We start from the raw sequence: 25,160 nt of genomic DNA on the forward strand, positions 1-25,160 counted from the left end.
ATGAAAAAGAATTTCTGGAAAAAGCCCTACGGAGCAATCGCCTTGATCATGGCACTCGTTCTGGGCTTCGCCGTCAATCCGTCGCTGGCTTATTTCACGGATTATACGACGGCTGCCGGCACCGCTCCGGTTGCGCTGGAGCCTTCCCATACGGAGATCATCGAGATCTTAAACGGATTGGATAAACAGATTCAAATTAAAAATACCGGAACGTTGGAAGCGTTTGTCCGGCTGCGGATTTTCTATCCTGCGCTGGACAATCTGGATGTCAAGATCACTGCCGGCGCCGGCTGGGTTTGGGAGGAAGCGGAAAACTGCTGGATTTATACAGAAGTGCTGAAGCCGCAAGCGAGCACCACGGTCGTTCAGGTGGATGTCGACGAAACGAAGGCCGGAAGCCTGACGCAGGATTTCCAGATCGTCGTCGTTCATGAAAGCGTTCAGGCGCTCTATGACGGCGATCATCCGGATTGGAACCTGAGCTGGTCCCATGGAATGGAAAAGGGGGAATAAGCGGTGCGTAAAATAAAATATGGTCTGATCGCCTGCGCGGCCGTGCTGGTCATCGCCTTGGGCGTCGGTGCGGCCCGGGCAGTTCCGGCAGCCCGCAATGAAGAATATACGGCTGAAATCGCGACCAGCGAACTAACGGTCGGGCTTGTGGAAAACGGCGTGCTGATCCCCAATGAAGGCGAACTGTTGACGAATACGTTTAAGGAAAACGTCATTCCCGGCAAGAATTACACCGAAGAACTCAGCGCTGTGAATACCGGCGAGGTCGAGGAATATATCCGCGTCATCGTGACCCGGCGCTGGGTCAAAGTGGTCAAAAACGAAGATGGATCAACGACGGTGACCGAGATTCCGGAAACGGAACTGGATCCGGCGCTGATTCGGCTGTCGCTGAAGGATACCGACTGGATTGTTGCTCCTGCCTCCGGAAACAAAGAACAGGTTGTTCTCTATGGAAAACACATTGTAAAAGCTTCGGAAACGGTGATGTTCAATACAGAAATCTCCGTCGATCCGAAAGTCGCTTCAATCCTGACCCACACCGAATTGGAAAATGGATCGGTCGTGTCTTCTTATGATTACGATGCGGACAGCGTGCAGCTGCAGCTGATCGCCGAAGTGGACGCCGTGCAGGTCAATAACGCACAGGACGCGATCTTAAGCGCCTGGGGCGTGAAGGTCAACATTGCGGATGATGGAACTTTAAGTTTGGCGGAATAGGAGGAAAGTTAACATGAAGATGATGAAAAAAGCCATGAGCTTTCTGATCGCCGCCGGGTTTCTGATCACGCTGGCAACGCCGGTATCCGCAGAAAGTCAGACTGGATCGGATCAATGGCAGGTCGCGTTTGACGGGCAAAAGATGAAAGCCAATTATACCGCCGCGGATTTCGCTGACTCCTTCAGTGATCTGCAGCCGGGCGATACCGTCAGCATTGAGATTACACTGAAGAATGTCTGCGGGGAAAAAGCAGACTGGTACATTCAGAACAATATTCTGGATATTTTTGAAGAAGCGGATGCGGCCGATGGCGCGTATACCTATCAGTTAACCTATACGGAACCGGGGGCTTCAGCTGTGACCCAGGTGCTGTACGACAGCCGCTCAGTCGGCGGGGAAAGCACGGAAGGCGGCGCGGGCTTAAATCAGATCAATCCGACGCTGGGCAGCGATTATCTGTATCTGGATACGCTGGCGGATGGCGAACAGGCCAGGGTAACGTTAACCTTGGGACTGGATGGGGAAACGCTGTTAAACGCCTATCAGCGCAAATCAGCGGCTTTGTCGCTGTACTTCGCGGCAGAGATTGCCGAGACGACCGTAACGGTCAATGAAACCAAAACGAACACGATCGTGAATACCGTGGTGAAAACGATTGTTTCCCCGCTGACTTCCGATGGAAGCTCGCTGCCGCTGCTCGGCGCACTGGCCGTAGGCGCGGTGATCGTGCTGATCGTGCTGATCGGAATCAATAAACGCAGAAAAGCAAAGGAGGAACGGTAAGATGAAGAAAATGATGCGGGCGCTTGTCACATTCTTGACGTTATGCTCGTTGATCGCCAGTCAGGCTGCGGCGCTGAGGGCGGAAGAAAATCAGGGCTATGGCTATTCGCTTACGCTGTCCTCCGGTTCCGGAGCCTTTACTGAAATCATGGCTGATGCGGTGACGGTCAACGGTAATCCGGTTCAGGCAACCGCAACGGATCATGAAGTGACGATTTCCGGACTGCATTATGGCGACGCCGTGCAGCTGAATGTTCAAACTGCAGGCGCGGTGACGCACGCGGATGGTCGATATCATGTCCGCGGCTACCGCCTGAGCGGGCGCGACGCCGTCGTGGAAAACAATGAAGTCATTACGGTAAAAGGCGACGCCAGCTACGTTGTGGCGTACAGCGTACCGGGGAATCTGGTGGCTTACACGATTCATTACGAAGACGCCGAAGGACAGACGCTGGCTGCTTCCCAGACATTCTATGGCACGATCGGCGATCCGATTTCGGCAGCCATGCTGAACATCGACGGCTATGTGCCGACGCCGGCTTGCCAGCAGCTGATTCAGAACACGCGTCTGGCTGCGGAGAGCGCGGAGAATGAATTTACGTTTGTCTACGAAGCCTCCGCCGTCCGCACGACGACCAACACGAACGTGGAGACCGTAACGCGCACGGAAGAAGTGACGAATACAATCGGGGTTCAGGTCAACAATCCGCAGCCGCCGGTCAATAACGGCCAACAGGAGCAGCCGGTAGAAGTTGTAGAAGATAACAACACCCCGACAAACGGCGGCCAGGAAGTTCCGCAGCAGGAAACGGTGGAAGAAGCGGTAACGCCGCAAAGCGGCGGCCAGGCGGCAGGCGGAATGAATCTCTTCATGATCGGCGGTATCGTTGCCCTGATCGCTGTAATCGGATTGATTATCGTGGTTATGAAGAAGGAAAAAGAAGCTGACAGCGAGGAATAAAGGAGAAAAGAGTCGGTCCGGATTTATTTCCTCGTCAGAATGATTTAAAATGGAAAGGATTCCGGCGGGTCCATTCTGAAAAAACGATACGGACAACAGAAGTAAAAACAGAAGGACATCGCAGGGTGTCCTTCTGTTGTCTGACTGATTAAGAGGAATGGAAATATGAACTTGCTAAGACCGGGTAGGCTTTTTCAGCTGATCGCCCAGAAACATCAGAAGGGCGGCGGCCGCCAACAGCGCAAGCATGATGAATTTGCCGGAAGGACTGGATAAAAACAAAGCCAGAGGGCCCAGCCCGGGAAAGACCGCGACGACTTTGCCAATGAAGCGGGCATACGCGACCGGTTCGCGGTCTTCCGCCTGATTGGCGTCGCCCTTTGTGATCAACTGTGAATGTTCCGATTGATTTTCCACGACCCGGTGGGTGACGACGGAGGATGAAGCCGCGCCTGCGCGGAAAACGATGACCTCGCCGCTGGAAACGGCAGCGGGATCCGCCGATTTTGCGCAGACCAGACTGCCGGTGGGAATACCCGGTTCCATACTGCCGCTGGTTATGGCGTAAAGATGAAGCCCGGAAAGCGGGGGCAGGGTCAAAAATAAAATCAGAAACAGTGAAACTGAAATCAGAATCAGACCGGCGCCATGATAGACAACGCTCAGCCGGCGCTGTCCTGGCGAGGATAAATCCGTTTTGATTTGCGGTTGTATTTTCATATTCAGACTCCTAACGTTTATCTTCATTGTAAAGCGATTTGACGGGCAGTGTCAAATTAAAAGACAGAGGGAAGCGAGGAAAACGTCAGTGAGCGTTGTCAGCGCTTCAGACAGAAAGGGGGGAGCAGGATGAAGCAACGAAAAAAAACCGGACAGGAGCGTTTGATCTTTGCCGGTATGGCTGTCTGCATCGGCGTGTTGGTTTACTGCGCTTTTCAATTTAGCCGTTATATTGAGGAAAGCCGGAATCATCAGAAAGCCCGGGAAGAGGCTGTCAGCCGCTATGTGAGCGCGCAGCCGGCGGGTTCTGAAGATGCTGCGGACTTTTCTGTGGATTTTGCCGGACTGCGCTGCGTGTCAAAGCATGTGGTCGGCTGGATCCGCATTGCCGGATTGGAAGTTATTGATTATCCGATCGTTCAAGGCTCTGATGATACATATTATCTGCGCCATACCTGGGATGACCGCGTCAGCCGGTATGGAGCGATTTTCATGGAATGGGAGAATCAGCCGGACTTTAACGACCTGCATACGATTCTCTATGGTCACAGTATGAACGACGGAAGTATGTTCGGCAGCTTGAAGCAGTATGCCAATGCGGATTTCTATTCCCAATTCGGCGGAGAGATTACGATCAGCCTGCCTGCGGAAACACGGAGATATCGGATATTTTCCGTTGAATATGCGCAGCCGGACGCGTTTAACGTCTATACGATCGGCTTTGGTCACGATGAAACCTACGCGGAGTTCATCCAGGGCTTTCATGAACGGGCGTTATACAAAACCGATGTGGAAGCAACCCGGGCGGATTCGGTTCTGACGTTGTCGACCTGTTCGGATAACGGGGAGCGCCGGTTTGTCGTTCATGCCCGGCTGGAGTCTGTCCAGCCGCATAATTCATGAGAAAGCAGGGCGATCCAGCTCTGCTTTTTTTTACCGCATCGTGAAACCGGAGCTTCGTGGAAATCCTTGAAACCTGTGCTCGCGTTTAACACGTCTTGTGGACATTGAGGAAAGATTTATCAGGAGAAAATAATAAATTCTATAATTATATATGATTTGTGAATAATTTATTCGACAGGTTTGCGCCTCCATGATAGACTAAGGAAAAGGGAGGAAACTTTGATATGACAATGCAGGTCAGCTTTGAAAAAATCGACGTCACCCCGGCGCTGCCGGTCCGGCTTTCCGGCTTCGGCAAGATCCGCTGGGCACAGACTGCCCATGATCCGCTGTATGCCCGTTTGCTTTTGTTCAGCGGGGAACAGGAGACGCTGTGGATCCAGATCGACTGGTGTGCGGCGGACGCCATGCTTTACCAACAGATTGCGGAATTAACGGGGATTCATGCGCCGCATCTGATCCTTTCTTCGACGCATACGCATTCCGGCCCCTGCGGCACGGTGCGCTGCGATCAGGGAATTCTAAAGGGACTGGAACCTGTTTTCGGCGAGTATAACGCCTGTTATGTAACGGAAACCGCCCGGCGGATTGCGGCGGGTGTCGAGCGGCTGCGGACGCAGAAACAACCGTTTGCGTGGCGGATTCTGCGCGGTACCGTCAGCGGGTTGGGGACCGACCGGCATGATCCAACGCTGCCAAGCGATCAGGACGCGTTTGTTCTGGAACTGATCACGCAGGATAAGAAACGCTGTCTGTGGACGCGCATGGCCTGTCATCCGACGGTGCTCAACGGTGAAAATCTGATGTTGAGCGCAGACTTTCCGGGCGCGTTGGAAAGCTGCTTCGCGGATGCGGAGATGGTCGCCTTCGTCAACGGCAGCTGCGGCGATATGAGCACACGGTTTACCCGCCGGGAATCCAGCTTTGCGGAAATGGAGCGAATGGCGCAGCTGGCGGCCGATCAGCTGAAAACGCTGCTGAACCAGCCGGAGCCGCTGTCCCCGGGCGCGAATCTGACGCTTGAGGTTCATCAGAAAACCTTCATGGTTAAGGCCAAGGTCCTCGATTCGGTTGAAGTCGCGGAAGAAAAAGTAAGGACGCTGAGCGCACAGGTCAAACAGGCACGCAGGGAAGGCGCTGATGCCAAAGCACTGCGTTTATTGGAATCGCTGAAAGAAGGTGCAGAGAATAATTTACTGTCCTGCCGCAACGCTTCCGGTCTGCGCGAGATCCCGCTGTCAATTTCCTGCATTCAGCTGCCTTCCGTCAAGCTGATCACCGTGCCGGTCGAGCTTTTCAGCAAGCTGAGCAATCCGGTGAAGGCGCGCTGGAACGCGGAATTCATCGGCTACACCAACGGCTATTCGCTGTATATGGCGGATGAAAACGCCTATGACCAGCAGTTCTACGAAGCGATGAGCAGTCCGTTTGAAAAGGGCGCCGGAGAACAGCTGATCCGTGAGATCGGCGACTGGCTGGCAACGTTATAGAAAGAACTCCCGGAATGGGGCAGAACAGGAATCCGGAGGATATAGATGGATTTCAGCTTTATTTCATCGGTGATTGAGATTTGCGGGCGGCCTGTTTCAGGCCGCTTTTCAAATCTTTGTCTTGAGTGCGGTTTGAAGCGTCATAAGCGTGAACGATTTCCCGCGCACACGTTTTAAATCATGGTATAATAAACGCGAGTTTATAAAATCAGACTAGCGCTCCAGAACTTGAGCAAGGGGGAACAAAATGAGAAATTCCTGGATATTTCCGGTGTTGTTTTTTATGGTTATCTTTGGATTTGGCGGGATCTTCAGCGGCTTGCTTTTTCCGCTGATCATCTTTTTCATCATTTATAAATCAGTGACAAAGAATAATGAGGAGCGGCAGACAATCCGCCGGCGTTCTTCTTCCGGGCAAAGCCGCACGCGTCTGTCCGGCCGGCAGAGCGATCTGGTCAACGAAGCGCTGAGCCGCTATTTCCGCACGCATGAAAAGCTGCCGCTGCTGGAAGAAATCAGCCTGCGGCCGGAAAAGGCGGAATACACCGGACTGCGCAATCTGGTCCTGCTGAAGGACGACGACTGCATCGGCACGCTCGACGAGTTCGGCGAACGCTATCCGCGGTTGTATAACGAGATTCTGCGCTTACTGGTGGAGTTCGCCAAACAGCCGCAGACGGAAGAAAAACCGCAGACCACGGCTGATCAGAAACCAGAAGTCCCGGCGGAAGAAGCCGATTTGCCGCAGGCAGAGCCGGCTCAGCCGGAGCTGGATCGGGCGGAAGCCTATATTGAAAAAATCAACGCTCTGAATACCGAGATTGCCAACGAGTCCATCACTAACGGCCTGTACCAGACCTGCGCGCTGTTGAAACATCTGGCGATCGCTGAGGAAAAATTCCCGGAGAATAAAGATAAGCTCGACAAGCTCTATCAATACTATCTGCCGATTCTGCTGGACATTCTGGAAAATTACAAGAACATCGGCCAGTCTGCGTCCAATCATGAAGATTTCCATGAAGCGGAGGATCGCCTGAACAAGACGATCATTCTGATCAACGAAGCGATGAAAACGATCAGCGCGACGATGGCGGAAGACGATTTGATGAGTTTATCCGCTGACATGACCACGCTGGAAGCCCTGTTGAAAAAAGATGGTCTGGTTCAGGAAGGCACGCTCTCCGGCGTCAGAAAGTAGGTGAATCCATGAGTCAGAAACGTAAAAACACCGATTATTTAGATGATTTGTTTGATAAACACTTCAATGATAAAGATTTCATGAATACCAACCTCGCCGATTTCGGACAGATGGTGCGCGACACGATCAATGAGGAAGCCCGCAAACAGGGCTACGATACGATGAGCGATCTGATCAGCGGCGAGATTCAGGAGGGTCTCAGCGGCAGCAGCCGGACCCGCAAACGTCCGGTCAGCGCCGCCGTGCATCGCCGTCACGGCCGTTACCGCACGCGCTATGAGTATGTGCGGGAGATGCTGGAAAACGTCGTGTATCCTCCGCGTCAGCGCGGCTATTACCGCGATGGGCATCAGGATGCACTTCAGCGCTATCTGCGCCGCATGGCGATCAACCAGAATGATATGATGATGTATGAAAAGATCGTCGACGAGGAAATCCGCAAATATTACCAACAGAATTCCCGTCAGCGAAGCAATAAATATGACGAGGGCTATTACGACGGCCTGAAGCTCGTCGCGCGCGCGTTGAAGCAGTCACGCGATTTGATGATGGAAGAGATCAGCGACCGGCTTGCGGCCGCGCTGAAAGTCTATTAGAGGATAATCCATGGCAAAGGATAATGAAAAAAAAGATCTGGAACAGTTGATGAATTCGATGTTCCGCGGTCACCGGCTGAATACCGTTTCGGCCGAAGACTATCTTGAACAGGTTAAAAAAAGTCAGAATGAAGTGCAGACGGGTCTGGATCAGGCACAGTCACATCAGAAACAAGTGGAGGATACGCTGAGCACGACGGAAAACGCCGTCGATCAGCTCAACGCGATCCTGCATCAGCAGAGCGAGGATTTACAGAAACAAGCAGAGGCCCTGCGCGATCAATCCCGCGATCTGGGGTTTACCGATCAGGATTTTGCGAAGCTGCAGGCCGAGGTGCAGAAGGATTTCGGGATTTCGGTCGACGTCGAGAATCATCAGAAGCGGCAGGCTCAGGATCTGCGGGCCGTGCTGAATGGAATGCAGGAAGCCGCAAAACAGACGGAGACCGTCGTTTTAGGTCAGGAACCGTTTCTGGCGGATTTGGCGCGGGCTTTTTTCCGCCCGTTGGCCAGCGGGCAGCCGGAGGACCAGCTGCGCAATGTGTTTGTGATCAGCGGCCCGGCCGGCAGCGGCCGGCATCTGGCCCTGGCCACGATGATCAACATTCTGGCGGAAAAACACTGGCTGGCCAGTGCGGAGGTCGTGACGATCAACGGCTCGCATTATGCCGGCAGCGATCAGGAAAAAGTCTTCATTCAGGACATTTACGCCGCTTCCTGCGCACCGGCGGAAGTGATCGTGATCGAACAGGCGGAAGCGCTGTATCCGCCGTTTCTCAACCAGCTGATGAAGCTGTGTCAAAATGAAGAAGTGACGTTAAACAAGCGCTATGTTTTGAATAAAGGAAAACAGCTGGTGGAAGCCGGCAGCTCATTAGTGACGCAGACGGTGTCCACCTTGAAGCTGACGAACAAATATATCGTCTTTCTGACGACTTCACGCAAGGCACTGATGCAGAACTTCCCGAATTCGATGGTGGAACAGATTCTTGATCAGCCGGCAACCCAGCCGTTAAGTCAGGAGGTGCTGCTGACGATTTATCAGCGGCTGTTAAACGAAAGCGTACAGACCGCGAAGAAACAGCTGAACGTGACGCTCCTGTTGGACGACGATGCGGCGCAGAAACGGCTGGCGGTTCTGGAAACCTCTGCCGGGGCACTGGCTCTGGAAAAAGATGTGCGTCAGCTGAACGCAGCCTTAAACGAGCTGTGCCTGAAGCAGCCGGAGCCGGTTCTGGAGGTTCGTGCGGAAGCGGGACGGGAATGGGTTTTTGAAGTGAACGGCCAGCGGTTGGCGATTTCGGATCTGATCCGGCTGGAAAAGGACGATCTTGACGCGATCCGCAAGGAAATGGACGCGATCGTCGGTCTGCAGGAAGTCAAGGACACGCTGCGGTCGATGGAAGAACATTACAAAGTGACGCAGCTGCGGCAGAAACAAGGGTTAAAAGCCGCCCCGCTGTCCCGCCACATGATCTTTACCGGCAATCCGGGGACAGGCAAGACGACGATGGCCCGGCTGGTCGCCCGGCTGTTTAAGGCGCTCGGCTTGTTAACGCAGGGGCAGCTGATCGAGGTCAGCCGCAGCGATCTGGTCGGCCGCTATGTCGGCCATACCGCGCCTTTGACCCAGCAGATCATCGAATCCGCGCTGGGCGGCGTGCTGTTTATCGACGAAGCCTATTCGTTAGTCCGCGGCAAGGACGACAGCTTCGGTCTGGAAGCCGTCGATACGCTGGTTAAGGGCATGGAAGATCACCGCGACGATCTGATCGTCATTCTCGCGGGTTACAGCCGTGAGATGGAAGAATTCCTCAACGCCAATTCCGGCTTGAAATCCCGGTTCCCGAATATTCTGAATTTTGCCGACTACACCGGCAGCGAACTGACGCAGATCGCTGTTTCGCTGGCGCAGGGCAAAGATTATGTGATCGACGAGAGCTGTCTGAATGATCTGACGATTTATTTCAACGCCGTCCAGATGAATTCCGCCGCCCGCAGCGGCAACGGCCGTCTGGCCCGCAACACGGTGGAAAAAGCGATCCTGAACCAATCCCGCCGCATTCTCAGCGACCCGCAGGCACGAATGGATCTGTTGCTTCGGGAAGATTTCGATCTCGAACTGTCCGCATGAATGCGGGTCTATGAACAGCGGTGAGAAAGATGATAAATCAGCGAAGTCTCCAAGACTAAAACAAGCTGTCCTCTGCGGCAGCTTTTTCGTTGAACGCTGCGGGCCAAGGTTTAAAATCAGAAATTGTGGCAAGCGCGGAAGGGAGGGGAAAGGGTTTGATCGTCTGCCGCTGTTTCCTTGAGAAACTGGAAAGTTTCGCAAATGAACAAAATTGATTGCGGCCGACATCCCTGAGTTTCTTGACAAGCGGAAAGCGACCGTCTAAGATTAAAGAGGTAGATAAATAAATTGATAGAAAAGAGGAATTATCCATGGCTGAAGAGAAAATTACGCTGACGCTGAATCCCCAGATCACAGAAGAAGAAACCGTTGCGGAGCCGGCTGTGCAGCTGGAGACTGCCGATCAGCAGCAGGAAGTGAAATTAAGTCCGGAAGAACAGAAAATGGTCGACGACTTTTCCAAACAGATCGACGTTACCTCGTCCACAACCGTGCTGCAGTATGGCGCGGAAGCCCAGAAAAAAATCGCGGATTTCTCCGATTCCGCTCTGCAGAACGTCAGAACGAAGGATTTAGGCGAGGTTGGCGAGATGATGGCGGATCTGGTCGGCGAGCTGAAAGGCTTCTCTGCCGATGAAGAAGAAGAAAAAGGCTTGTTCGGCATGTTCAAGAAAACGACGAACAAGATGGAAAAGATGAAAGCCCGGTATGACAAGGCCGAGGTAAACGTCAATAAGATTTCCAAGGCGCTGGAGGATCATCAGATCACGCTGATGCGCGACATCGCTCTTCTGGATCAGCTGTATGAGAAAAACATGGTTCATTTCAAGGAACTGACGATGTATATTTTAGCGGGCAAGAAAAAGCTGCAGGAAGTTCGAAGCAAGGATCTGCCGCAGCTGATCGCCGCCGCGCAGAAGAGCGGTTTGCCGGAAGACGCGCAGAAGGCGAACGATCTGGCCAACGCCTGCGATCGGTTTGAAAAGAAGATTCACGATCTGGAACTGACGCGCACGGTCGCCCTGCAGATGGCGCCGCAGATCCGTCTGGTTCAGAATAATGATACGCTGATGACGGAAAAAATCCAGTCGACGCTGGTCAACACGATTCCGCTGTGGAAAAGTCAGATGGTGCTGGCGCTGGGCCTGAACCACTCCAAGCAGGCGATGGAAGCTCAGCGCGAGGTCAACGAGATGACCAACCAGCTGCTGAAGAAGAACGCCGACACGCTGAAAATGGCAACGATCGAAACCGCGAAGGAATCCGAGCGCGGCATCGTCGATATCGAAACGCTGCAGCATACCAACGAAGCGCTGATCTCGACGCTGGACGAAGTCGCTCAGATTCAGAAGGAAGGCCGCCAGAAGCGGATCGAAGCCGAAGCCGAGCTGCGCAAGATCGAAAAAGAACTCAATCAGAAGCTGCTGGAAATCAACCGCTGAGCCGGCGGTTTTCAGATACGCCAAAACAAAGCGGAAGTCCGGATGAATTTCCCGTTTGTTTCTCAGGCGTTTTTGTGCGCAGAGATTAAGGATTAAAACAAAAAGAATTCCTTTCTTTGCCGGAGTGAAATCCGGACGGAGCGGAATTCTTTTTTATTTTCACACCTTGCGCTGCGGGCAGATCTGTTTGCGAATGTCTGCGCAGTGATCAACCCTGGATTAAAAATAACGAGACCCTGCGGCATCGTGCAATCCTGCGTCAGGATCAGCGGGAATTATTGCGGGGAAAGGTTGGAGTATTCCTGACAGACCTCAATAAATGCTTGAGCGGAGGGCGTCAGGTATTTGTTGCGGTGGTGAATGATGCTGCAGGTGCGGTTGGGCAGCGGGGAGGCCAGCGGCAGCCCGGCGATCGCGCCGCTTTGAATTTCGTTTTTGACCAGCTCATACGGCAAAATCGAGATCCCGATGTTCTCCTTGACGGCGTTGATGATCGAGCGGGTGCTCGTGCTTTCCCACAGCGGCGTGATCTGAACCTCGGCCGTGACCAGCAGGGCGTCGACGACCTCGCGGGTACCGCTGCCCGGTTCTCTTAATAATACCGGGTAATCGGCAAGCGCTTTGACTGTGCATTTGGGACTTTGGGTCAGCGGATGCATTGGGGCCGTAATGACGATCAGCCGGTCGGTGTAAAACGGTACGCAGACAATATCCGGCGAATACGACAAGCTTTCCACTAACGCCAGGTCAAGCTGATTCGTCAGCACTTTGTCTTCAATGATCCGCGAATTGTCGATCAGAACCTGCGTGCGGATCTGGGGAAACCGCAGGTTGAAGCGCCGGACTAACTGCGGCAGCATCTGCGTCCCGGTTGAGATACTGGAACCAATCCGCAGCGTTCCCGCACTGTCCCAGTTTTTCAGCTGCGTCTCCATATCGTCGAACGATTCGATGATGTGGCTCGCATAGCTCAGCATCTTATTGCCCGATTCCGTCAGATACAACTTTTTGGAGATCCGGTCGAATAAGAGAATTCCATAGTATTCCTCCAGCTGCCGGATCGCCAGCGAGACCGCCGGCTGGCTCAAATGCAAGCTTTCCGCGGCCTTGGTGATGCTTCCCGTGCGGCAGACTTCAACAAAAATCCGCAGATGACGCAGGGTCATAATCAACGCTCCTTCCTGAAATCGAATTCATATCAAAAATGATATGTTATTTATAAAATTATATTATTGTCTTTATGAGAACACAAGTCTTATAATAGAGCGGGAGGAAGAAGAGATGACACAAATGGAAGAGAAGAAAAAGCCTTCAAAATTACAAATGTATGCGAAAATGTTCGCTTCGACATTTACGTTAAGCATGTTTACGTTCGGTGGCGGGTTCGTCATTGTTCCGTTGATGAAAAAGAAGTTTGTCGATGAGCTGCATTGGATCGACGAGGAAGAAATGCTGGACATGGTGGCGATTGCCCAGAGTTCCCCGGGCGCGATCGCGGTCAACGGTTCGATCATCATCGGCTACCGGCTGTTAGGGGTGCCGGGCGCGCTGGTCAACATCGTGGCGACGGTGCTGCCGCCGTTAATTATCTTAACGATTATTTCTTATTTCTATGCGGCGTTCCGCAGTTCGCCGATTGTCAGCGCCGTGATGCGCGGCATGCAGGCGGCGGTGGCGGCGGTCATTCTGGACGTCGTCTGGAACATGTTAAAGGGATTGGTGAAAGAAAAGAACGTCGTCAAGTATTTCCTGTTGGTCGCGGCGTTCATCGCCAGCGTTTACTTTAAGGTCAACATCCTGATCATCATCGTCGTCTGCGGTGCGATCGGGACAGTGGATTACATGACGCGGGAGAAGAAAGCGAAAGAAGGGGAGGAACAGAAATGAATATCTTTATCCAGCTGTTTCTGAGCTTTTTCCAGATCGGCCTGTTCAGCATCGGCGGCGGCTACGCGGCGATGCCGCTGATCCAGAGTCAGGTCGTTGAAATTCATCAGTGGCTGACGATGACACAGTTTGCGGATATCATCACGATTGCGGAAATGACGCCGGGACCGATCGCGATCAACTCTGCGACGTTTGTCGGCACGCATATCGCGGGTCTGCCGGGCGCGATCATCGCGACGATCGGCTGCGTGGCCCCTTCCTGCATCATCGTCTTATCCCTGGCTTACGTTTATACCAAATATAAAAACCTGTCGTTGATGAAAGGCATTCTGTCCGGTCTGCGCCCGGTCGTCATCGCTCTGATCGCTTCGGCGGGGCTGTCGATCTGCAAGCTGGCGTTCTTCAAAGAAGGCGCGGCGGGCTTCGGTCTGGAATTTCTTGACCCGCAGAATCTGATCTTCTTTGCGGCGGCGTTCTTCATTCTGCGCAAATGGGAACCAAGCCCGATCAAAGTCATGGTCGGCGTGGGCGTGATTAGCGCGCTGCTGAGCTTTATTTAATCCATTTCTTTTGAAAGGAACGGACACACGCCGTTCTTTTCTTTTACCTGTTATGTCAGAAAACCGGCTGCGGACTTTGAGAAGCGCTGAGAGCTGCCACGCAACGGCGCCCGCTTTGGACAGATCGCGAAATTCCAGTCGTTTTGCCTCTGAAATTTTGATACAATAAAAGCAGAGAGAAAGAAAGAGGGCTGTTATTATGAGTATTCCTGTACCGGCAAAATACATTGCCGACTTTGAAAAGCGCGGCTTCGGCATGTTTATCCACTGGGGACTGTATTCCCAGTTAGCGCAAGGGGAATGGACGATGAACCTGCATCATATTTCCCAGGAAAAGTACACCGAGCTGTTCAACAACTTTACGGCGGAGGACTTCGATGCAAAGAAGATTGTGGCGCTGGCCAAACAGGCGGGCATGAAATACATCACGCTGACGACGCGGCACCACGACGGTTTTTCATTGTACGATACCCGCGGTTTGACCGATTACGACGTCATGCATACACCGTGCGGACGGGATCTGGTCAAAGAATTTGTCGAGGCCTGCCGCGAGGAAGATATCCTGCCGATCCTGTATCACACGACCTTAGACTGGGTTCATCCTGATTTTGACGCCGATTTCGACGCTTATCTGGAATATCTGTCCAAGTCGGTGGAGATTCTGTGCACACACTATGGGAAAATCGGCGGGCTGTGGTTCGACGGCAACTGGTCCAAGCGCGATGCGGACTGGAAGCTGGATGAGTTCTACGGCATGATCCGGCGGCTGCAGCCGGATGCGATGATCATCAACAACACCGGTCTGTCCCGTCAGGGCGAAGCCGGTCATCCGGAGCTGGATTCCGTTACGTTTGAACAGGGTCAGGCGACGCCGATGGACCGCGAAGGCAAGGCCAAATACATCACGGCGGAAATGTGCCAGACGATGAACCGGCATTGGGGCATCGCGGCGCATGATCTGGATTACAAGAGTCCGCGTCAGATGATCGAACGGCTGTGTCATGCCCGCAAGGTCGGGGCCAACTATCTGCTGAACATCGGGCTGACCGGCCAGGGCGGCGTTACGAAGATGACGGAAGCGTTATTGGAAGTCATCGGCCAGTGGACGGCGATGGCGAAGGATTCGCTGTATGATGGCAAGGTGTGCGATATCCGCTGCAGCCATGAAAAAGACTTCGTGCTGGAAAAAGACGGGGCGGCGTATGTGTATGTCCACGATCTTCCGCTATTGGGGCCGAAGGACGTCGTCGCGGCGTATGAAAGCACCGATGAGGATCATTCGCTGTCCAATCTGCACCGCAAGGTCAAATCGATCCGCTGGATCGACAACGGCGAGGAATTATTGTTCAGCCAGAAGGATGACGTCTGCAGCTACCGCGCGGTCGGCTTCCCATATGGCAGCCACTGGATTGTGCGTGTCGCCAAAGTGGAGTTTGAATAAGCCGGGGCTTCGTAACTTTTAAGCAAGCTTAACTCAACAAAACATAAGATAACGCTTTCCAAGATCTGAGAATTAAACTGGGATAGGAGACCGAATTAATTTATAGTGGAAGCAATGATATAAAAGCTGGCCATATCCAGCCTGAATTCAGGCTGAGCATGACCAGCTTTTTGTTTTGGTTTGAATGAAAATTCGAGCGCAGAATCCAAGGCTTTTAAGTTTCGTGAAATTCCAAGTCTGTTTTAGCGATATTAATAAACCCGCTGCTTCCACAGGCCGGTTTGATAGCGCCGGCGGCAGAGTACAAACCGCAGCACAAAGTCAACAAGCAAGCCGATCCACGGTCCGATCACACCCAATCCGACCGGATAACATAAGAGCCAGGACAGGGCCGGGCGGATGATCGTGGTCGAAACTAAGGCATACACCGCGATTAAGCGTGTGTCCCCGGCTCCGCGCAGCGCGCCGCCATACACCGTCATCGCGCTTAAAGAAGGGACGCTGAGCGCGAACAGTATCATAATCCACGATCCCAGCCGGATGATTTCCGGATCCGCGGTAAACATTTGAATTAACGGCGCGCGAAACAGGATCAGCCCGGCCACCATGAGAACCGCCATCGTCATCGCCAGCCGGTTGCAGATCACAGTGACGCACTCCGCCCGATCGCTGCGCCTGCGGCCTAAATTCTGGCCGACTAAGGCCGCCGCGGCGGCCGCAAAGCCGTCGTAGCAGCTGAAACAGATATTGCAGATATTCATGCAGATCTGATGTGTCGCAAACATCTTGGTACCCAGGCCAGCGACGATTAAGGCATACAGGAAGAAACCCAGCCGCATGCACAGCTGTTCCACAAACGCGCTGAACGAAATCTCGCCGACCGGCGCCAACACCTCCCGGCTTGGCAGCCAGCTTTTTTTCAACGTCAGCCGGAGCTTGCTTTTGGGACTGACCAACGACTGGACGCTCATTAAAAACGCAATGAAGCAGCCCAGTGCCGTCGCGATCGCCGCGCCCGCCACCTCTAAGCGCGGAAAGCCAAAATGTCCGCCGATCAAAAGATAATTGAAAACCACATTGATCCCGTTGGCCGCCAGATTGGTGCGCATCGAGATCTTACTGTTGCCGGCGCAGCGCTGGGCGGCGTTGATCGTCATCCCGATATTGCCGAAGAACTGGCCGACGATGACAATCCGGAAATACTGCACCGCCAGATCAATCGTGTCCGCCTGCGCGCCCGCGAATTGGATGTAAGGCCGGGCAAACAGAAACGATAAGCCGCAGACCAGCGCCGAGATCAGCACGGACATCAACAACGACTGCCGCAGACAGGTATTGGCGTCGTCCAGCCGATTGGCGCCAATTCGGCGGGAAATGATCGCCGTGATGCCGACGTTCAGGGAAGCGATGAACGCAATCGCAATAAATTTCGGCTGGTTGGTCAGGCCGATTGCCGCAATCGCGGTTGTGCCCAGAGTGCTGACCATGATCGTATCGACCAGCGACGCCAATCCGACGAAGATCGATTCCACCGTCGCCGGCCAGGCCAGGTCGATCGTTTCTTTCAATAAATGTCTGCCTTCCTGGGGATCGAAGCCGGAGGGCAGAAACGGCTGAAGCTTTAAATTCATTCGTTATTCCTCTATCGTTCAGACACAGTGTCTGAAAATCTAATTTATTATAACACCGCCCCTGCGCTGCGGGAAGCACAAGAAAAAAGTCTGCTTTTGAACAAGCTGAACGATTCTGAGGAAACCCGGTTACTTCGTTAGCCGGCAGTGCCGGCTGTCAATGAATCGGGATACACAGCATTACTTCGTTAGCCGGATTGTCTGGGGAAACCAATGAAGCGTCAGCCGCAATCCTTTTCCACCAGCTCCCGCGCCAGCCAGCGGCAGGGGTAACGTCCGCTGGTCAGCTCCTGAATTTTTTCGATTAAGGAAGAATTTGTCGTTAAAAACTCGTAGACCACCTGTTCGCCATACTCTTTTGCCACGATGTCCGCCTGATCCTTTAATAAATAATCCAGCTTGCCGATCAGGTCGTAGGAAAACGTCAGCGTGTAGCGGTCCATCTGGATCGTTTCCACCTTCGGCGCCAGCTTCAGCGTTTCGCTGACCGATCGGGAATACGCCCGAACCAAGCCGCCCGCGCCCAGTTTGATTCCGCCGAAATACCGCACCGTGACGGCGCAGCAATCCTGCAGGCCGCTGAGCTTCAAGGATTCCAGCATCGGGACGCCCGCAGTCCCGCCGGGCTCTCCCGCGTCGTTGGAACGCTGCAGTTCGTTGTGCTGCCCGGCGATATACGCGTAACAATGATGATTCGCTTCCGGATGCAGCTTCCGGATTTCCTGAATAAACGCCTTGGCCTGCACTTCATCCAGACATTTGCGTACATAACAGATAAATTCCGACCGTTCGATCACGATCGTGTGATGAAAATCTTCTTTCAGCCGCATGCGATCACCTCTTGGTTTTCATCTTATCATGATTTCTAATCTCAAACAATCCTTCCTGACTTTCAGAATTTTAGCGTGCACAGTCTGTTCTATATTATAAAAGCAAAAACTGATCATCCATTCCCGGCGAAATCCTTTTGAAATAAGACTTGTAGAATAAGCCCAATTCAACTAGAATAAGACTATTGATTTAAGAAAGCAGGGGTTTTATGAGTAAATTCAATTCCGATAAAATGGGGACCATGCCGGTCGGCAAGCTGCTTTTCAGCATGTCGGTGCCGGCGATCTTTTCGATGTTGGTTCAGTCGTTATACAACGTTGTCGACAGTATTTTCGTCGCACAGGTCAGCGAAGACGCGCTGGTCGCGGTTTCGATCGCCTTTCCGCTGCAGATGCTGATCATCGCGCTGGCGCTGGGCGTCGGGGTCGGCACCAATGCGCTGATCGCCCGCCGGTTAGGCGAGAAACGCCGGGAGGAAGCGAATATTGCGGCGAATACCGGAATCGTGCTGTCGTTGATCAACATGGCGCTGTGCATGCTCGTCGGTCTGTTTCTGGCCAAGCCGTTTGTCGGCCTGTTTACGCAGGACGCCGCGGTGTTTGCGATGGGGTCGCAGTATTTGATGATCGTCATGGTATTCTCAGTCGGCGTCATGATTGAAATGACCTGTTCGCGCGTGCTGCAGGCAACCGGCAACATGATCGTGCCGATGATTTCGCAGCTGATCGGCGCGATTACCAATATTATTCTTGATCCGATTTTCATCTTCGGTTATTTCGGCGTACCGAAAATGGGCGTGGCCGGCGCGGCGGTGGCGACGGTTATCGGTCAGATCCTGGCGATGATCTTCGTCTTGATCGTCTTGAAAGTCGGCACGCATGAGGTCGATATCGCGCCATGGCGGCATCATCCGCAGATGCAGGCGGCCAAGGATATCTACCGCGTCGGGATTCCGACGTTTGTCATGAACGCGATCGGTTCCCTGACGACGACTGCGATGAACGCCATTCTGATGAGCTTTTCTGCAACGGCAGTGGCGGTGCTGGGCATCTATTTCAAGCTTCAGTCGTTTGTCTTCATGCCGATTTTCGGCCTGAACCAGGGCGCTATGCCGATTCTGGGCTACAACTACGGCGCGGCGGATGAAAAACGCTTCACCCGCACGCTGGCGCTCTCTTTCGGCGTGGCGGTCACGATCATGCTTGTCGGCACGGTGCTGTTCTGGACGATGCCGGAGATGCTGCTGAAGCTGTTCAACGGCTCTGATCAGATGCTTCAGCTGGGCGGCTATGCGCTGCGGGTGCTGGCGCTGTGCTTCTTGCCGGCGGCCTGCAGCATCATCATGACGACGATGTTCCAGGCGTTAGGCAAAGGCATGATGAGCTTGGTCATGTCGTTATTGCGCCAGCTGGTATTCATCATTCCGCTGGCCTGGATACTCGGCCAGCTGGGCGGCCTGGGCGCTGTCTGGTTCTGTTATCCGGCGGCGGAGCTGCTCGTCGCGCTGATCTTCGTGCCGATCGCTTTAAAAACGATAAAGAAAAGTTTTGAAGCGGAACGGCAGGAAATCGGGGCATATTAATAAAATACCGACGCGGCGCATAGACATGATCCGCGTTGTGAAAGTCATTGAAAACTTTGGATTTCCAATTCCGGTAAGCTTAAAAAAACAGCCGGCATAACGCAGACAGGGAGGTCGCGAGTCTGATCATGAAAAAAGCATGTATCTTTTTATACGGCGCTTCGGCGGCGCTGATGATTATCAGCACAATCTTTCAGCTGCAGCATCACCTCTACGCCAAGCTGGGCTATCTGGCAATGGCGCTGGGCGTGCAGCTGATCGGTCCGCTGGCGGTCAAAGGGTTGAAATTAAAAAACGCCTGGGGTTTGTTGTTCTGGACGCAGCTGTTCATCGCCGTCGCGATGATTATCGGCAATACGCTTAACGGCTATGCCATTCCCTGCTTTGACAAAGTTCTGCATTTCAGCTCCGGCATTCTGATCTGCGCCGGGATCACACTGGTTTATTGCTGGCTGAAACAACAATGGACGGAAGACTCGCGGCGCCATTACCTTTTAAAATGTCTGTCGATTCAGGGGATCAACATGATGATCGCCTTTCTGTGGGAATGCTTTGAATTCGCCTGCCTGATCTTTCTGAAGATCGACGCGATCAATCACTACACCCAGGGCGTTTATGATACGATGACAGATATGATCGTCTGCTTCTTAGGCGGCCTTGTCTTTCTGACTCTGCTGACGCGGCATGAGCGCAAAGGAAAAAACGATCCGCTGACCGCTTCGCTGAAGACGTTTTATCAAACCAATCTCAAAGACCGTTAAAAAAGCGGCCGATTAAAAACTGTCAGGGACTTCTACGCAGAAGACTGGCAGTTTTTATTTCGTTTTTTCAAGCGTTTCTTCGCGGGAAAAGACAAAAGCAGGATTAAAATTCAGACAAAGCGGAGAAACCGCCATCCGGATCCTCTGTCCTCTTACGCAAAAACCGGCAAAATCGAACAGCGCAGATCAGACGGTTCTGCCGCAGAAAGGCGTGAAAATAAAAATAAATTAAATCCGCCGAGGCATACTAGAGGCCAGGAGGAAATCATGATGCAGATTGAAGGAATTGTCCGCGCTGTTCCGCAGCCGCACCTTGAAATCAAGACGGAGACCATGCCGGAAGGGGCGCTGATCGTCATGCTGGGAACCCTGTTATTCAAACAAAAGGCGGAAAGAAAAGGCTGTCTCTGGACACTGGAACTCCCTGCGGAAGCTTTTTCCCTGCAGCCGCTCACCGCCGGCGGCACCGTTGAAATCTGGCTGGCTCCGGAAGCCGGTGAATGCCTGACGCGGTGTCCTCAAGCCCTGCAGGAAGCCCTTCTGGCCAATCGAAGCGCTTGTTATTTTTTTCAGCTGCTTGATCCCTGGCAGCGGGAACGAATCATGAATTATGCTGAACAAGGTGCAGAGGAACAACGAATTCGCCGGATTGACAAAATCATTGCGATGCTCTATGAAAGGCGTACTTTGTGAACTTGTGAAATTAAAATAAGAAAATTAGCACTTATCTATTGACAGTGCTAAAAACTGTGATATACTAAAATTGCAAGTTGGGAAAGACCCAATGAAGCCAGGAATAAGACAGATAGAAAGAGGCGATTCAAGATGAGATTTGTACCGAACACCTGGATGGACAACTTGGCCGACGAGGTTCTTAAGGATCCATTTTTCAGAAAGAATAACGTCCCGGCTGTCATGAAAACCGATATTCGTGAGCGAGAAGATGGCTATCTTCTGGATATTGAACTCCCTGGATTTAAAAAGGAAGAAATCAAAATGGAACTGGAAGACGGTTATCTGACGATTGCGGCCGCCCGCACAGCTTCCAATGAAGAACGAAGCGAACAGGGCAAGCTCGTTCGCCAGGAACGTTTCAGCGGCAGCTGCACCCGGACCTACTTTATCGGTGAGGAAATGAATGTCGAGGATATTAAAGCCCGCTATGAGAATGGCGAACTGAAGGTCTTCGTCCCGAAGAAGGATCCGCAGGCGATGCAGACCAAAAAGACCATTTCGATTGAATAACTTCTCTGAGCAATCAGAGTTCTGATCAGGCAGGATCGCATAAGTTGAAAACAGAAAGAGGTGTGATGTATGAGATTACTACCGAGAATGATGTTTGACGACTTCTTTGATGACGTGTTTGACGAACCGCTGCTCCACCGCAACGCAATTACGGCGATGCGCTGTGACATCCATGAGAAGGACGGCAGTTATCTGCTTGACATTGAATTGCCAGGCTGCAGCAAGGAAGACATTAAGATGGATTTGGAAGACGGCTATCTGACGGTTTCCGCTATCCGCAATACCAATAAGGAAGAAAAGGATGATCAGGGCAATGTAATCCGCCAGGAGCGGGTTCAGGGCTCCTGCTCCAGAAGCTTCTATGTCGGCGAGGCGGTGACACCGGAGGATATCAAAGCTCACTATGAAAACGGCGAGCTGAAGATCGTTCTGCCGAAGAAGGATGCGCCGGCTGTGGAAAACAAGAAAACCATTATGATTGAATAACCCGGGCTTAGAATCAGCGGATCGCAAGTGCCGCTGATTTTTTCTTTTTGCGCTTTTGTCTATTCAGGGACAAAACCCGGTGTTTCGGCTGTTGGAAGATCCGTTTTCATAAGATTGCAGCGAATGGGAAATATCCGTCTTGCTGAAGGCTGAGTTAATCCGCCGCCATGCCTGCCGTTTTAAAAAGCAGGCTGGGAATCCGGAAGAATTGACAGAATCTGACGATTGTCTATCGCATCCCTGTTCCCCTTCGGCTATACTGGGTCTGTAAACAATAAAGGAGGGAGAATCAGGTGAATACACTCGAAATTCTGGTCACCTGCCTGGCTTTGTCGCTGGATTGCTTTGTGGTCATGATGGCGCGGGGCGCGATGATGAATCCTCAGGAACATCGCCGTTCGCTGATGAACAGTTTGATCTTCGCCGGATCCAGTCTGTTGATGATCGTGCTGGGGTCGCTGGCCGGTTCTCTGATCAAAAGCCAGCTGGTGCTGCATGTCAATCAGGTAATCGCCGCGCTGATCCTGTTTGCGCTGGGCTGCTTCCTGTTGATTCAGGCATTTCGTCAAAAAGCTTTTGAGGAACGTCACGACGAAAGCTTTAACTACAAAAAAGTACTGATCCTGGGATTGCTTACCAGCGTCGACGTGTTCTTGCTGGGCACGAGTATGACACTGCTTCAGACAGACTCGATTCAGGTATGTCTGATTTCAACGCTGGTTACGCTGGTCTGCGTTGAGCTGGGACAACAGATCGGCTATCGGCTGGGGCTGGCGTATCGCCGGACGATCTTCACGGCGGGCAGCGTCATTCTCTTTTTGATCAGTCTCAAGATTCTTTTCCAGGTGCTGACGCATCTGCGGTAGGGGGGACGAGCATGGAAAAACGGGGGATGATGAAACGCTTTCTGGCTGAAAGCCTGAAAGAACTCATGCTGCAGAAAAGTTTTGAGAAGATCACGATTAAACAAATCTGCGACAAAACCGGCGTCATCCGGGCGACGTTTTACAATTACTTCGAAGATAAGTACGCCGCTTTAAGCTACATCATCTATCTGGATACGGTGGAAACCGCACTCCCGTATATTGAAAAGAAGCAATTCCTTCAAGCTGTCAAAGCGATGCTCGATAACTTTGTGGAAAACCGCGAATTCTATCAGATCGCATTTCGGATCACGGGTCAGAACAGCTTTGAAGACTTGTTTGAAGAAAACGTCCAGCAGCTGTTTACCGAGATGTTCCGCCGTTATGGCCGGCCGGAGCAGTTAGGTACGATGAGCGAGGAAGAGCTGGCCGGATACTTCGGCAACAGTTTGTGCTATACGGTCAATCACTGGCTGTGCCGCAACCGCAGCATGGACAGCGAGACGTTTCTGAAGCAATACGGCGCGGTGGTCACCAGCTCGATTTTCGATTTCCTTGATATGCCGCAAAGCGGCGGCAGCGGGCTGTGAGTTTTGGGCAGGCCATTTGTAAAGTTCCCTTTCAAAATGGGGAAAACTTCACGGAAGAAGGCTTGACACAAAGACGGAAGCGTGATAATTTTTAGACAGTTAACCGACTGACGGAAGTGGAATTGACCACAGGGAAGTTAATGCTAAGCAGAGCCGACCGTCTGGGCCATTGTGGACCAGCAGTGCGGCTTTTTTTCGTAAAAGGAGGAGAACAGATGAAAGAGGATCAGCTGAAATACGGATGCAACCCCAACCAGAAACCAGCCAGCGTTGATATTGAAGAAGGCGACCTGCCCTTTACCGTTTTAAATGGACGGGCCGGCTATATCAATTTGCTGGACGCCCTCAACGCCTGGCAGCTTGTCAGGGAATTGAAGGAAGCGACCGGCATGGCCGCCGCGGCTTCCTTTAAACATGTATCTCCAGCCGGCGCGGCGATCGGGCTGCCCTTGGATGAAACAATGAAAAAGATCTATTTCTGTGAAGGAATCGAGCTGACGCCGATTGCCTGCGCGTATATCCGTGCCCGCGGTGCTGACCGGATGTCTTCCTATGGTGATTTTGCGGCGCTGTCTGAGGAATGTGATGAAGCCACGGCCCGTTTCTTATCTAAGGAAGTTTCCGACGGTGTGATCGCTCCGTCTTACAGTGAAAAAGCGCTTGAAATTTTACGCGCAAAACGCAAGGGAACCTATCTGGTCCTGCAGATGGATCCCAACTATACGCCCAAACCAATGGAAAGCAAAGAAGTGTACGGCGTGCGTTTCCATCAGCAGCGCAACGATGTGAAGATCGACGAAAATCTGCTTCAGAATATCGTATCTGAAAATAAGGAATTGCCGGAGGGAGCCAAACGCGATCTGCTGATCGCGATGATCACGGCCAAATATACCCAGTCCAATTCCGTTGTTTATGCCAAAGACGGCCAGGCGATCGGGATCGGCGCCGGCCAGCAGTCCCGTATTCACTGCACGCGCATGGCGGGCAACAAAGCGGATATCTGGCATCTCCGTCAGCATCCGAAGGTATTGAGCTTGCCGTTTAAAGAGAAGATCCGGCGGCCTGACCGCGATAACGCGATCGACGTCTATATTTCCGACGAATGGGAAGACCTGCTGCGCGAGGGAAGCTGGCAGGAAGTCTTCACGGAAAAGCCTGAGGTCCTGACGGCAGAAGAAAAGAAAGCCTGGCTGGCGCAGGTCAGCGGCGTCTCCCTGGCTTCCGACGCTTTCTTCCCGTTTGGTGATAATATTGAACGGGCCCGCAAGAGCGGCGTGTCCTATATTGTTGAAGCAGGCGGCTCGGTCCGCGACGATCATGTCATTGATACCTGCAACCGCTACGGTATCGTTCTGATCTTTAACGGCGTGCGGCTGTTCCATCATTAAAAAGTTCCATCATTAAAAATAAGAACAAGCATTCAAGTTTGTCATTCTGAAAATAAAAAAGCGAAGAGAAGGATATCCTGATCAACCGGGGACACTGCGCGGTGTCCGGCATTAGCTGAAAAGGATATTCTTTTCTTTATATGGAAAAGAAGAAATGATCTTGAATGAAACTGACCGGGCTTAAATTGAAGAAGACGATTGATTGAATAAACAAAACAGCGTGATTCAAATTGGAAGAAAGAATTAAAAATGGCGTGTCAAGAAATGAAGCAAAACGAGAATTACCCCTCAATCGAAAAATGAACAAATAAGCAAAAAGGCTTTAAAATAAGGGGGAAACAAAGTGAGGGGAGAAAATGCAAAAAAAATAAAAAAAGATGTTGACAGAAAAGGGGTGATTTGGTAATATTAATGAGCACCTCGCGAGAGGGCGT

The 25,160-nt window shown here is 52.3% G+C and carries 25 protein-coding genes and 1 riboswitch; of the genes, 21 read left to right on the top strand and 4 right to left on the bottom strand.

The window, feature by feature from the left end; all coding sequences use genetic code 11:
- Genes AC5OW4_RS01140 through AC5OW4_RS01155 form a run of 4 tightly spaced genes read left to right on the top strand, consistent with a single transcriptional unit; the run spans position 1 to position 2,978 of the window.
- Positions 1 to 513, top strand: a complete 513-nt coding sequence (locus AC5OW4_RS01140; RefSeq protein WP_195548089.1) for a hypothetical protein — start codon at positions 1 to 3, stop codon at positions 511 to 513.
- Positions 514 to 516: 3 nt separating this feature from the next.
- A complete protein-coding gene (locus tag AC5OW4_RS01145) occupies positions 517 to 1,233 on the top strand; it encodes a hypothetical protein (protein ID WP_072685087.1) in 717 nt (238 codons plus the stop codon).
- A 13-nt stretch (positions 1,234 to 1,246) separates the two neighbouring features.
- The gene (locus tag AC5OW4_RS01150; RefSeq protein ID WP_072685086.1) at positions 1,247 to 2,017 is read left to right on the top strand and encodes a hypothetical protein; all 771 of its coding nucleotides are present in this window, start codon (positions 1,247 to 1,249) and stop codon (positions 2,015 to 2,017) included.
- 1 nt (position 2,018) lies between these two features.
- Entirely contained in the window at positions 2,019 to 2,978 is a 960-nt protein-coding gene (locus AC5OW4_RS01155) for a MucBP domain-containing protein (RefSeq protein ID WP_195548090.1), read from the top strand.
- A gap of 174 nt (positions 2,979 to 3,152) precedes the next feature.
- Here AC5OW4_RS01155 and AC5OW4_RS01160 read toward each other — a convergent pair whose 3' ends face one another.
- Positions 3,153 to 3,698 (bottom strand): signal peptidase I, encoded by a 546-nt coding sequence (locus tag AC5OW4_RS01160; RefSeq protein WP_159432814.1) that lies wholly within the window; start codon positions 3,696 to 3,698, stop codon positions 3,153 to 3,155.
- A gap of 129 nt (positions 3,699 to 3,827) precedes the next feature.
- Here AC5OW4_RS01160 and srtB point away from each other — a divergent pair, with 129 nt between their 5' ends.
- The 6 genes from srtB (at position 3,828) to AC5OW4_RS01190 (ending at position 11,461) form a co-directional block, all read left to right on the top strand.
- Positions 3,828 to 4,601, top strand: a complete 774-nt coding sequence (gene srtB, locus AC5OW4_RS01165) for a class B sortase (RefSeq protein ID WP_072685084.1) — start codon at positions 3,828 to 3,830, stop codon at positions 4,599 to 4,601.
- A 224-nt stretch (positions 4,602 to 4,825) separates the two neighbouring features.
- A complete protein-coding gene (locus AC5OW4_RS01170; protein WP_195395560.1) occupies positions 4,826 to 6,091 on the top strand; it encodes a hypothetical protein in 1,266 nt (421 codons plus the stop codon).
- Between the two features lie 247 nt (positions 6,092 to 6,338).
- Complete coding sequence (locus tag AC5OW4_RS01175) at positions 6,339 to 7,289, top strand: hypothetical protein (protein WP_195548091.1); 951 nt, start codon at positions 6,339 to 6,341, stop codon at positions 7,287 to 7,289.
- Positions 7,290 to 7,297: 8 nt separating this feature from the next.
- Positions 7,298 to 7,885, top strand: coding sequence for a hypothetical protein (locus AC5OW4_RS01180; RefSeq protein ID WP_072685081.1), 588 nt, complete (start codon positions 7,298 to 7,300; stop codon positions 7,883 to 7,885).
- 10 nt (positions 7,886 to 7,895) lie between these two features.
- Positions 7,896 to 10,019: an AAA family ATPase gene (locus AC5OW4_RS01185; RefSeq protein WP_195548092.1), complete on the top strand. Its 2,124-nt coding sequence runs from the start codon at positions 7,896 to 7,898 to the stop codon at positions 10,017 to 10,019.
- A 311-nt stretch (positions 10,020 to 10,330) separates the two neighbouring features.
- Entirely contained in the window at positions 10,331 to 11,461 is a 1,131-nt protein-coding gene (locus AC5OW4_RS01190; RefSeq protein ID WP_195395563.1) for a toxic anion resistance protein, read from the top strand.
- Between the two features lie 275 nt (positions 11,462 to 11,736).
- Here the strand turns inward: AC5OW4_RS01190 and AC5OW4_RS01195 are convergent, their stop codons facing one another.
- A complete protein-coding gene (locus AC5OW4_RS01195; protein WP_072685079.1) occupies positions 11,737 to 12,627 on the bottom strand; it encodes a LysR family transcriptional regulator in 891 nt (296 codons plus the stop codon).
- Between the two features lie 115 nt (positions 12,628 to 12,742).
- Between AC5OW4_RS01195 and AC5OW4_RS01200 the strand changes: the two genes are divergently transcribed.
- The 3 genes from AC5OW4_RS01200 (at position 12,743) to AC5OW4_RS01210 (ending at position 15,349) form a co-directional block, all read left to right on the top strand.
- Positions 12,743 to 13,348 (top strand): chromate transporter, encoded by a 606-nt coding sequence (locus tag AC5OW4_RS01200; RefSeq protein WP_229056729.1) that lies wholly within the window; start codon positions 12,743 to 12,745, stop codon positions 13,346 to 13,348.
- Positions 13,345 to 13,908: a chromate transporter gene (locus AC5OW4_RS01205; RefSeq protein WP_072685078.1), complete on the top strand. Its 564-nt coding sequence runs from the start codon at positions 13,345 to 13,347 to the stop codon at positions 13,906 to 13,908. Before AC5OW4_RS01200 ends, AC5OW4_RS01205 begins: the two co-directional genes overlap by 4 nt.
- Positions 13,909 to 14,107: 199 nt before the next feature.
- A complete protein-coding gene (locus AC5OW4_RS01210) occupies positions 14,108 to 15,349 on the top strand; it encodes an alpha-L-fucosidase (protein WP_493676561.1) in 1,242 nt (413 codons plus the stop codon).
- Positions 15,350 to 15,600: 251 nt separating this feature from the next.
- Here AC5OW4_RS01210 and AC5OW4_RS01215 read toward each other — a convergent pair whose 3' ends face one another.
- Complete coding sequence (locus AC5OW4_RS01215) at positions 15,601 to 16,980, bottom strand: MATE family efflux transporter (RefSeq protein WP_072685076.1); 1,380 nt, start codon at positions 16,978 to 16,980, stop codon at positions 15,601 to 15,603.
- 221 nt (positions 16,981 to 17,201) lie between these two features.
- The gene (locus AC5OW4_RS01220; protein ID WP_072685075.1) at positions 17,202 to 17,810 is read right to left on the bottom strand and encodes a YigZ family protein; all 609 of its coding nucleotides are present in this window, start codon (positions 17,808 to 17,810) and stop codon (positions 17,202 to 17,204) included.
- Between the two features lie 209 nt (positions 17,811 to 18,019).
- On the opposite strand from AC5OW4_RS01220, the gene AC5OW4_RS01225 reads away from it, so the two are divergent.
- The 8 genes from AC5OW4_RS01225 (at position 18,020) to AC5OW4_RS01260 (ending at position 24,726) form a co-directional block, all read left to right on the top strand.
- Positions 18,020 to 19,393, top strand: a complete 1,374-nt coding sequence (locus tag AC5OW4_RS01225; RefSeq protein WP_295767659.1) for an MATE family efflux transporter — start codon at positions 18,020 to 18,022, stop codon at positions 19,391 to 19,393.
- A 128-nt stretch (positions 19,394 to 19,521) separates the two neighbouring features.
- Positions 19,522 to 20,154, top strand: a complete 633-nt coding sequence (locus AC5OW4_RS01230; protein WP_295767660.1) for a DUF2238 domain-containing protein — start codon at positions 19,522 to 19,524, stop codon at positions 20,152 to 20,154.
- 267 nt (positions 20,155 to 20,421) lie between these two features.
- Entirely contained in the window at positions 20,422 to 20,847 is a 426-nt protein-coding gene (locus tag AC5OW4_RS01235) for a YdeI/OmpD-associated family protein (protein ID WP_195395564.1), read from the top strand.
- A gap of 132 nt (positions 20,848 to 20,979) precedes the next feature.
- Positions 20,980 to 21,399, top strand: coding sequence for an Hsp20/alpha crystallin family protein (locus AC5OW4_RS01240; protein WP_072685071.1), 420 nt, complete (start codon positions 20,980 to 20,982; stop codon positions 21,397 to 21,399).
- Between the two features lie 69 nt (positions 21,400 to 21,468).
- Entirely contained in the window at positions 21,469 to 21,885 is a 417-nt protein-coding gene (locus AC5OW4_RS01245; protein ID WP_072685070.1) for an Hsp20/alpha crystallin family protein, read from the top strand.
- Between the two features lie 293 nt (positions 21,886 to 22,178).
- Complete coding sequence (locus tag AC5OW4_RS01250) at positions 22,179 to 22,751, top strand: manganese efflux pump MntP (protein WP_072685069.1); 573 nt, start codon at positions 22,179 to 22,181, stop codon at positions 22,749 to 22,751.
- A gap of 11 nt (positions 22,752 to 22,762) precedes the next feature.
- Positions 22,763 to 23,338, top strand: a complete 576-nt coding sequence (locus tag AC5OW4_RS01255; protein WP_195395565.1) for a TetR/AcrR family transcriptional regulator C-terminal domain-containing protein — start codon at positions 22,763 to 22,765, stop codon at positions 23,336 to 23,338.
- Positions 23,339 to 23,431: 93 nt separating this feature from the next.
- A riboswitch (ZMP/ZTP riboswitch) is annotated at positions 23,432 to 23,512 on the top strand.
- Positions 23,513 to 23,553: 41 nt separating this feature from the next.
- Complete coding sequence (locus tag AC5OW4_RS01260) at positions 23,554 to 24,726, top strand: phosphoribosylaminoimidazolecarboxamide formyltransferase (RefSeq protein ID WP_295767665.1); 1,173 nt, start codon at positions 23,554 to 23,556, stop codon at positions 24,724 to 24,726.
- Positions 24,727 to 25,160 lie beyond the last annotated feature (434 nt).

This window comes from Holdemania sp., from assembly GCF_986127675.1.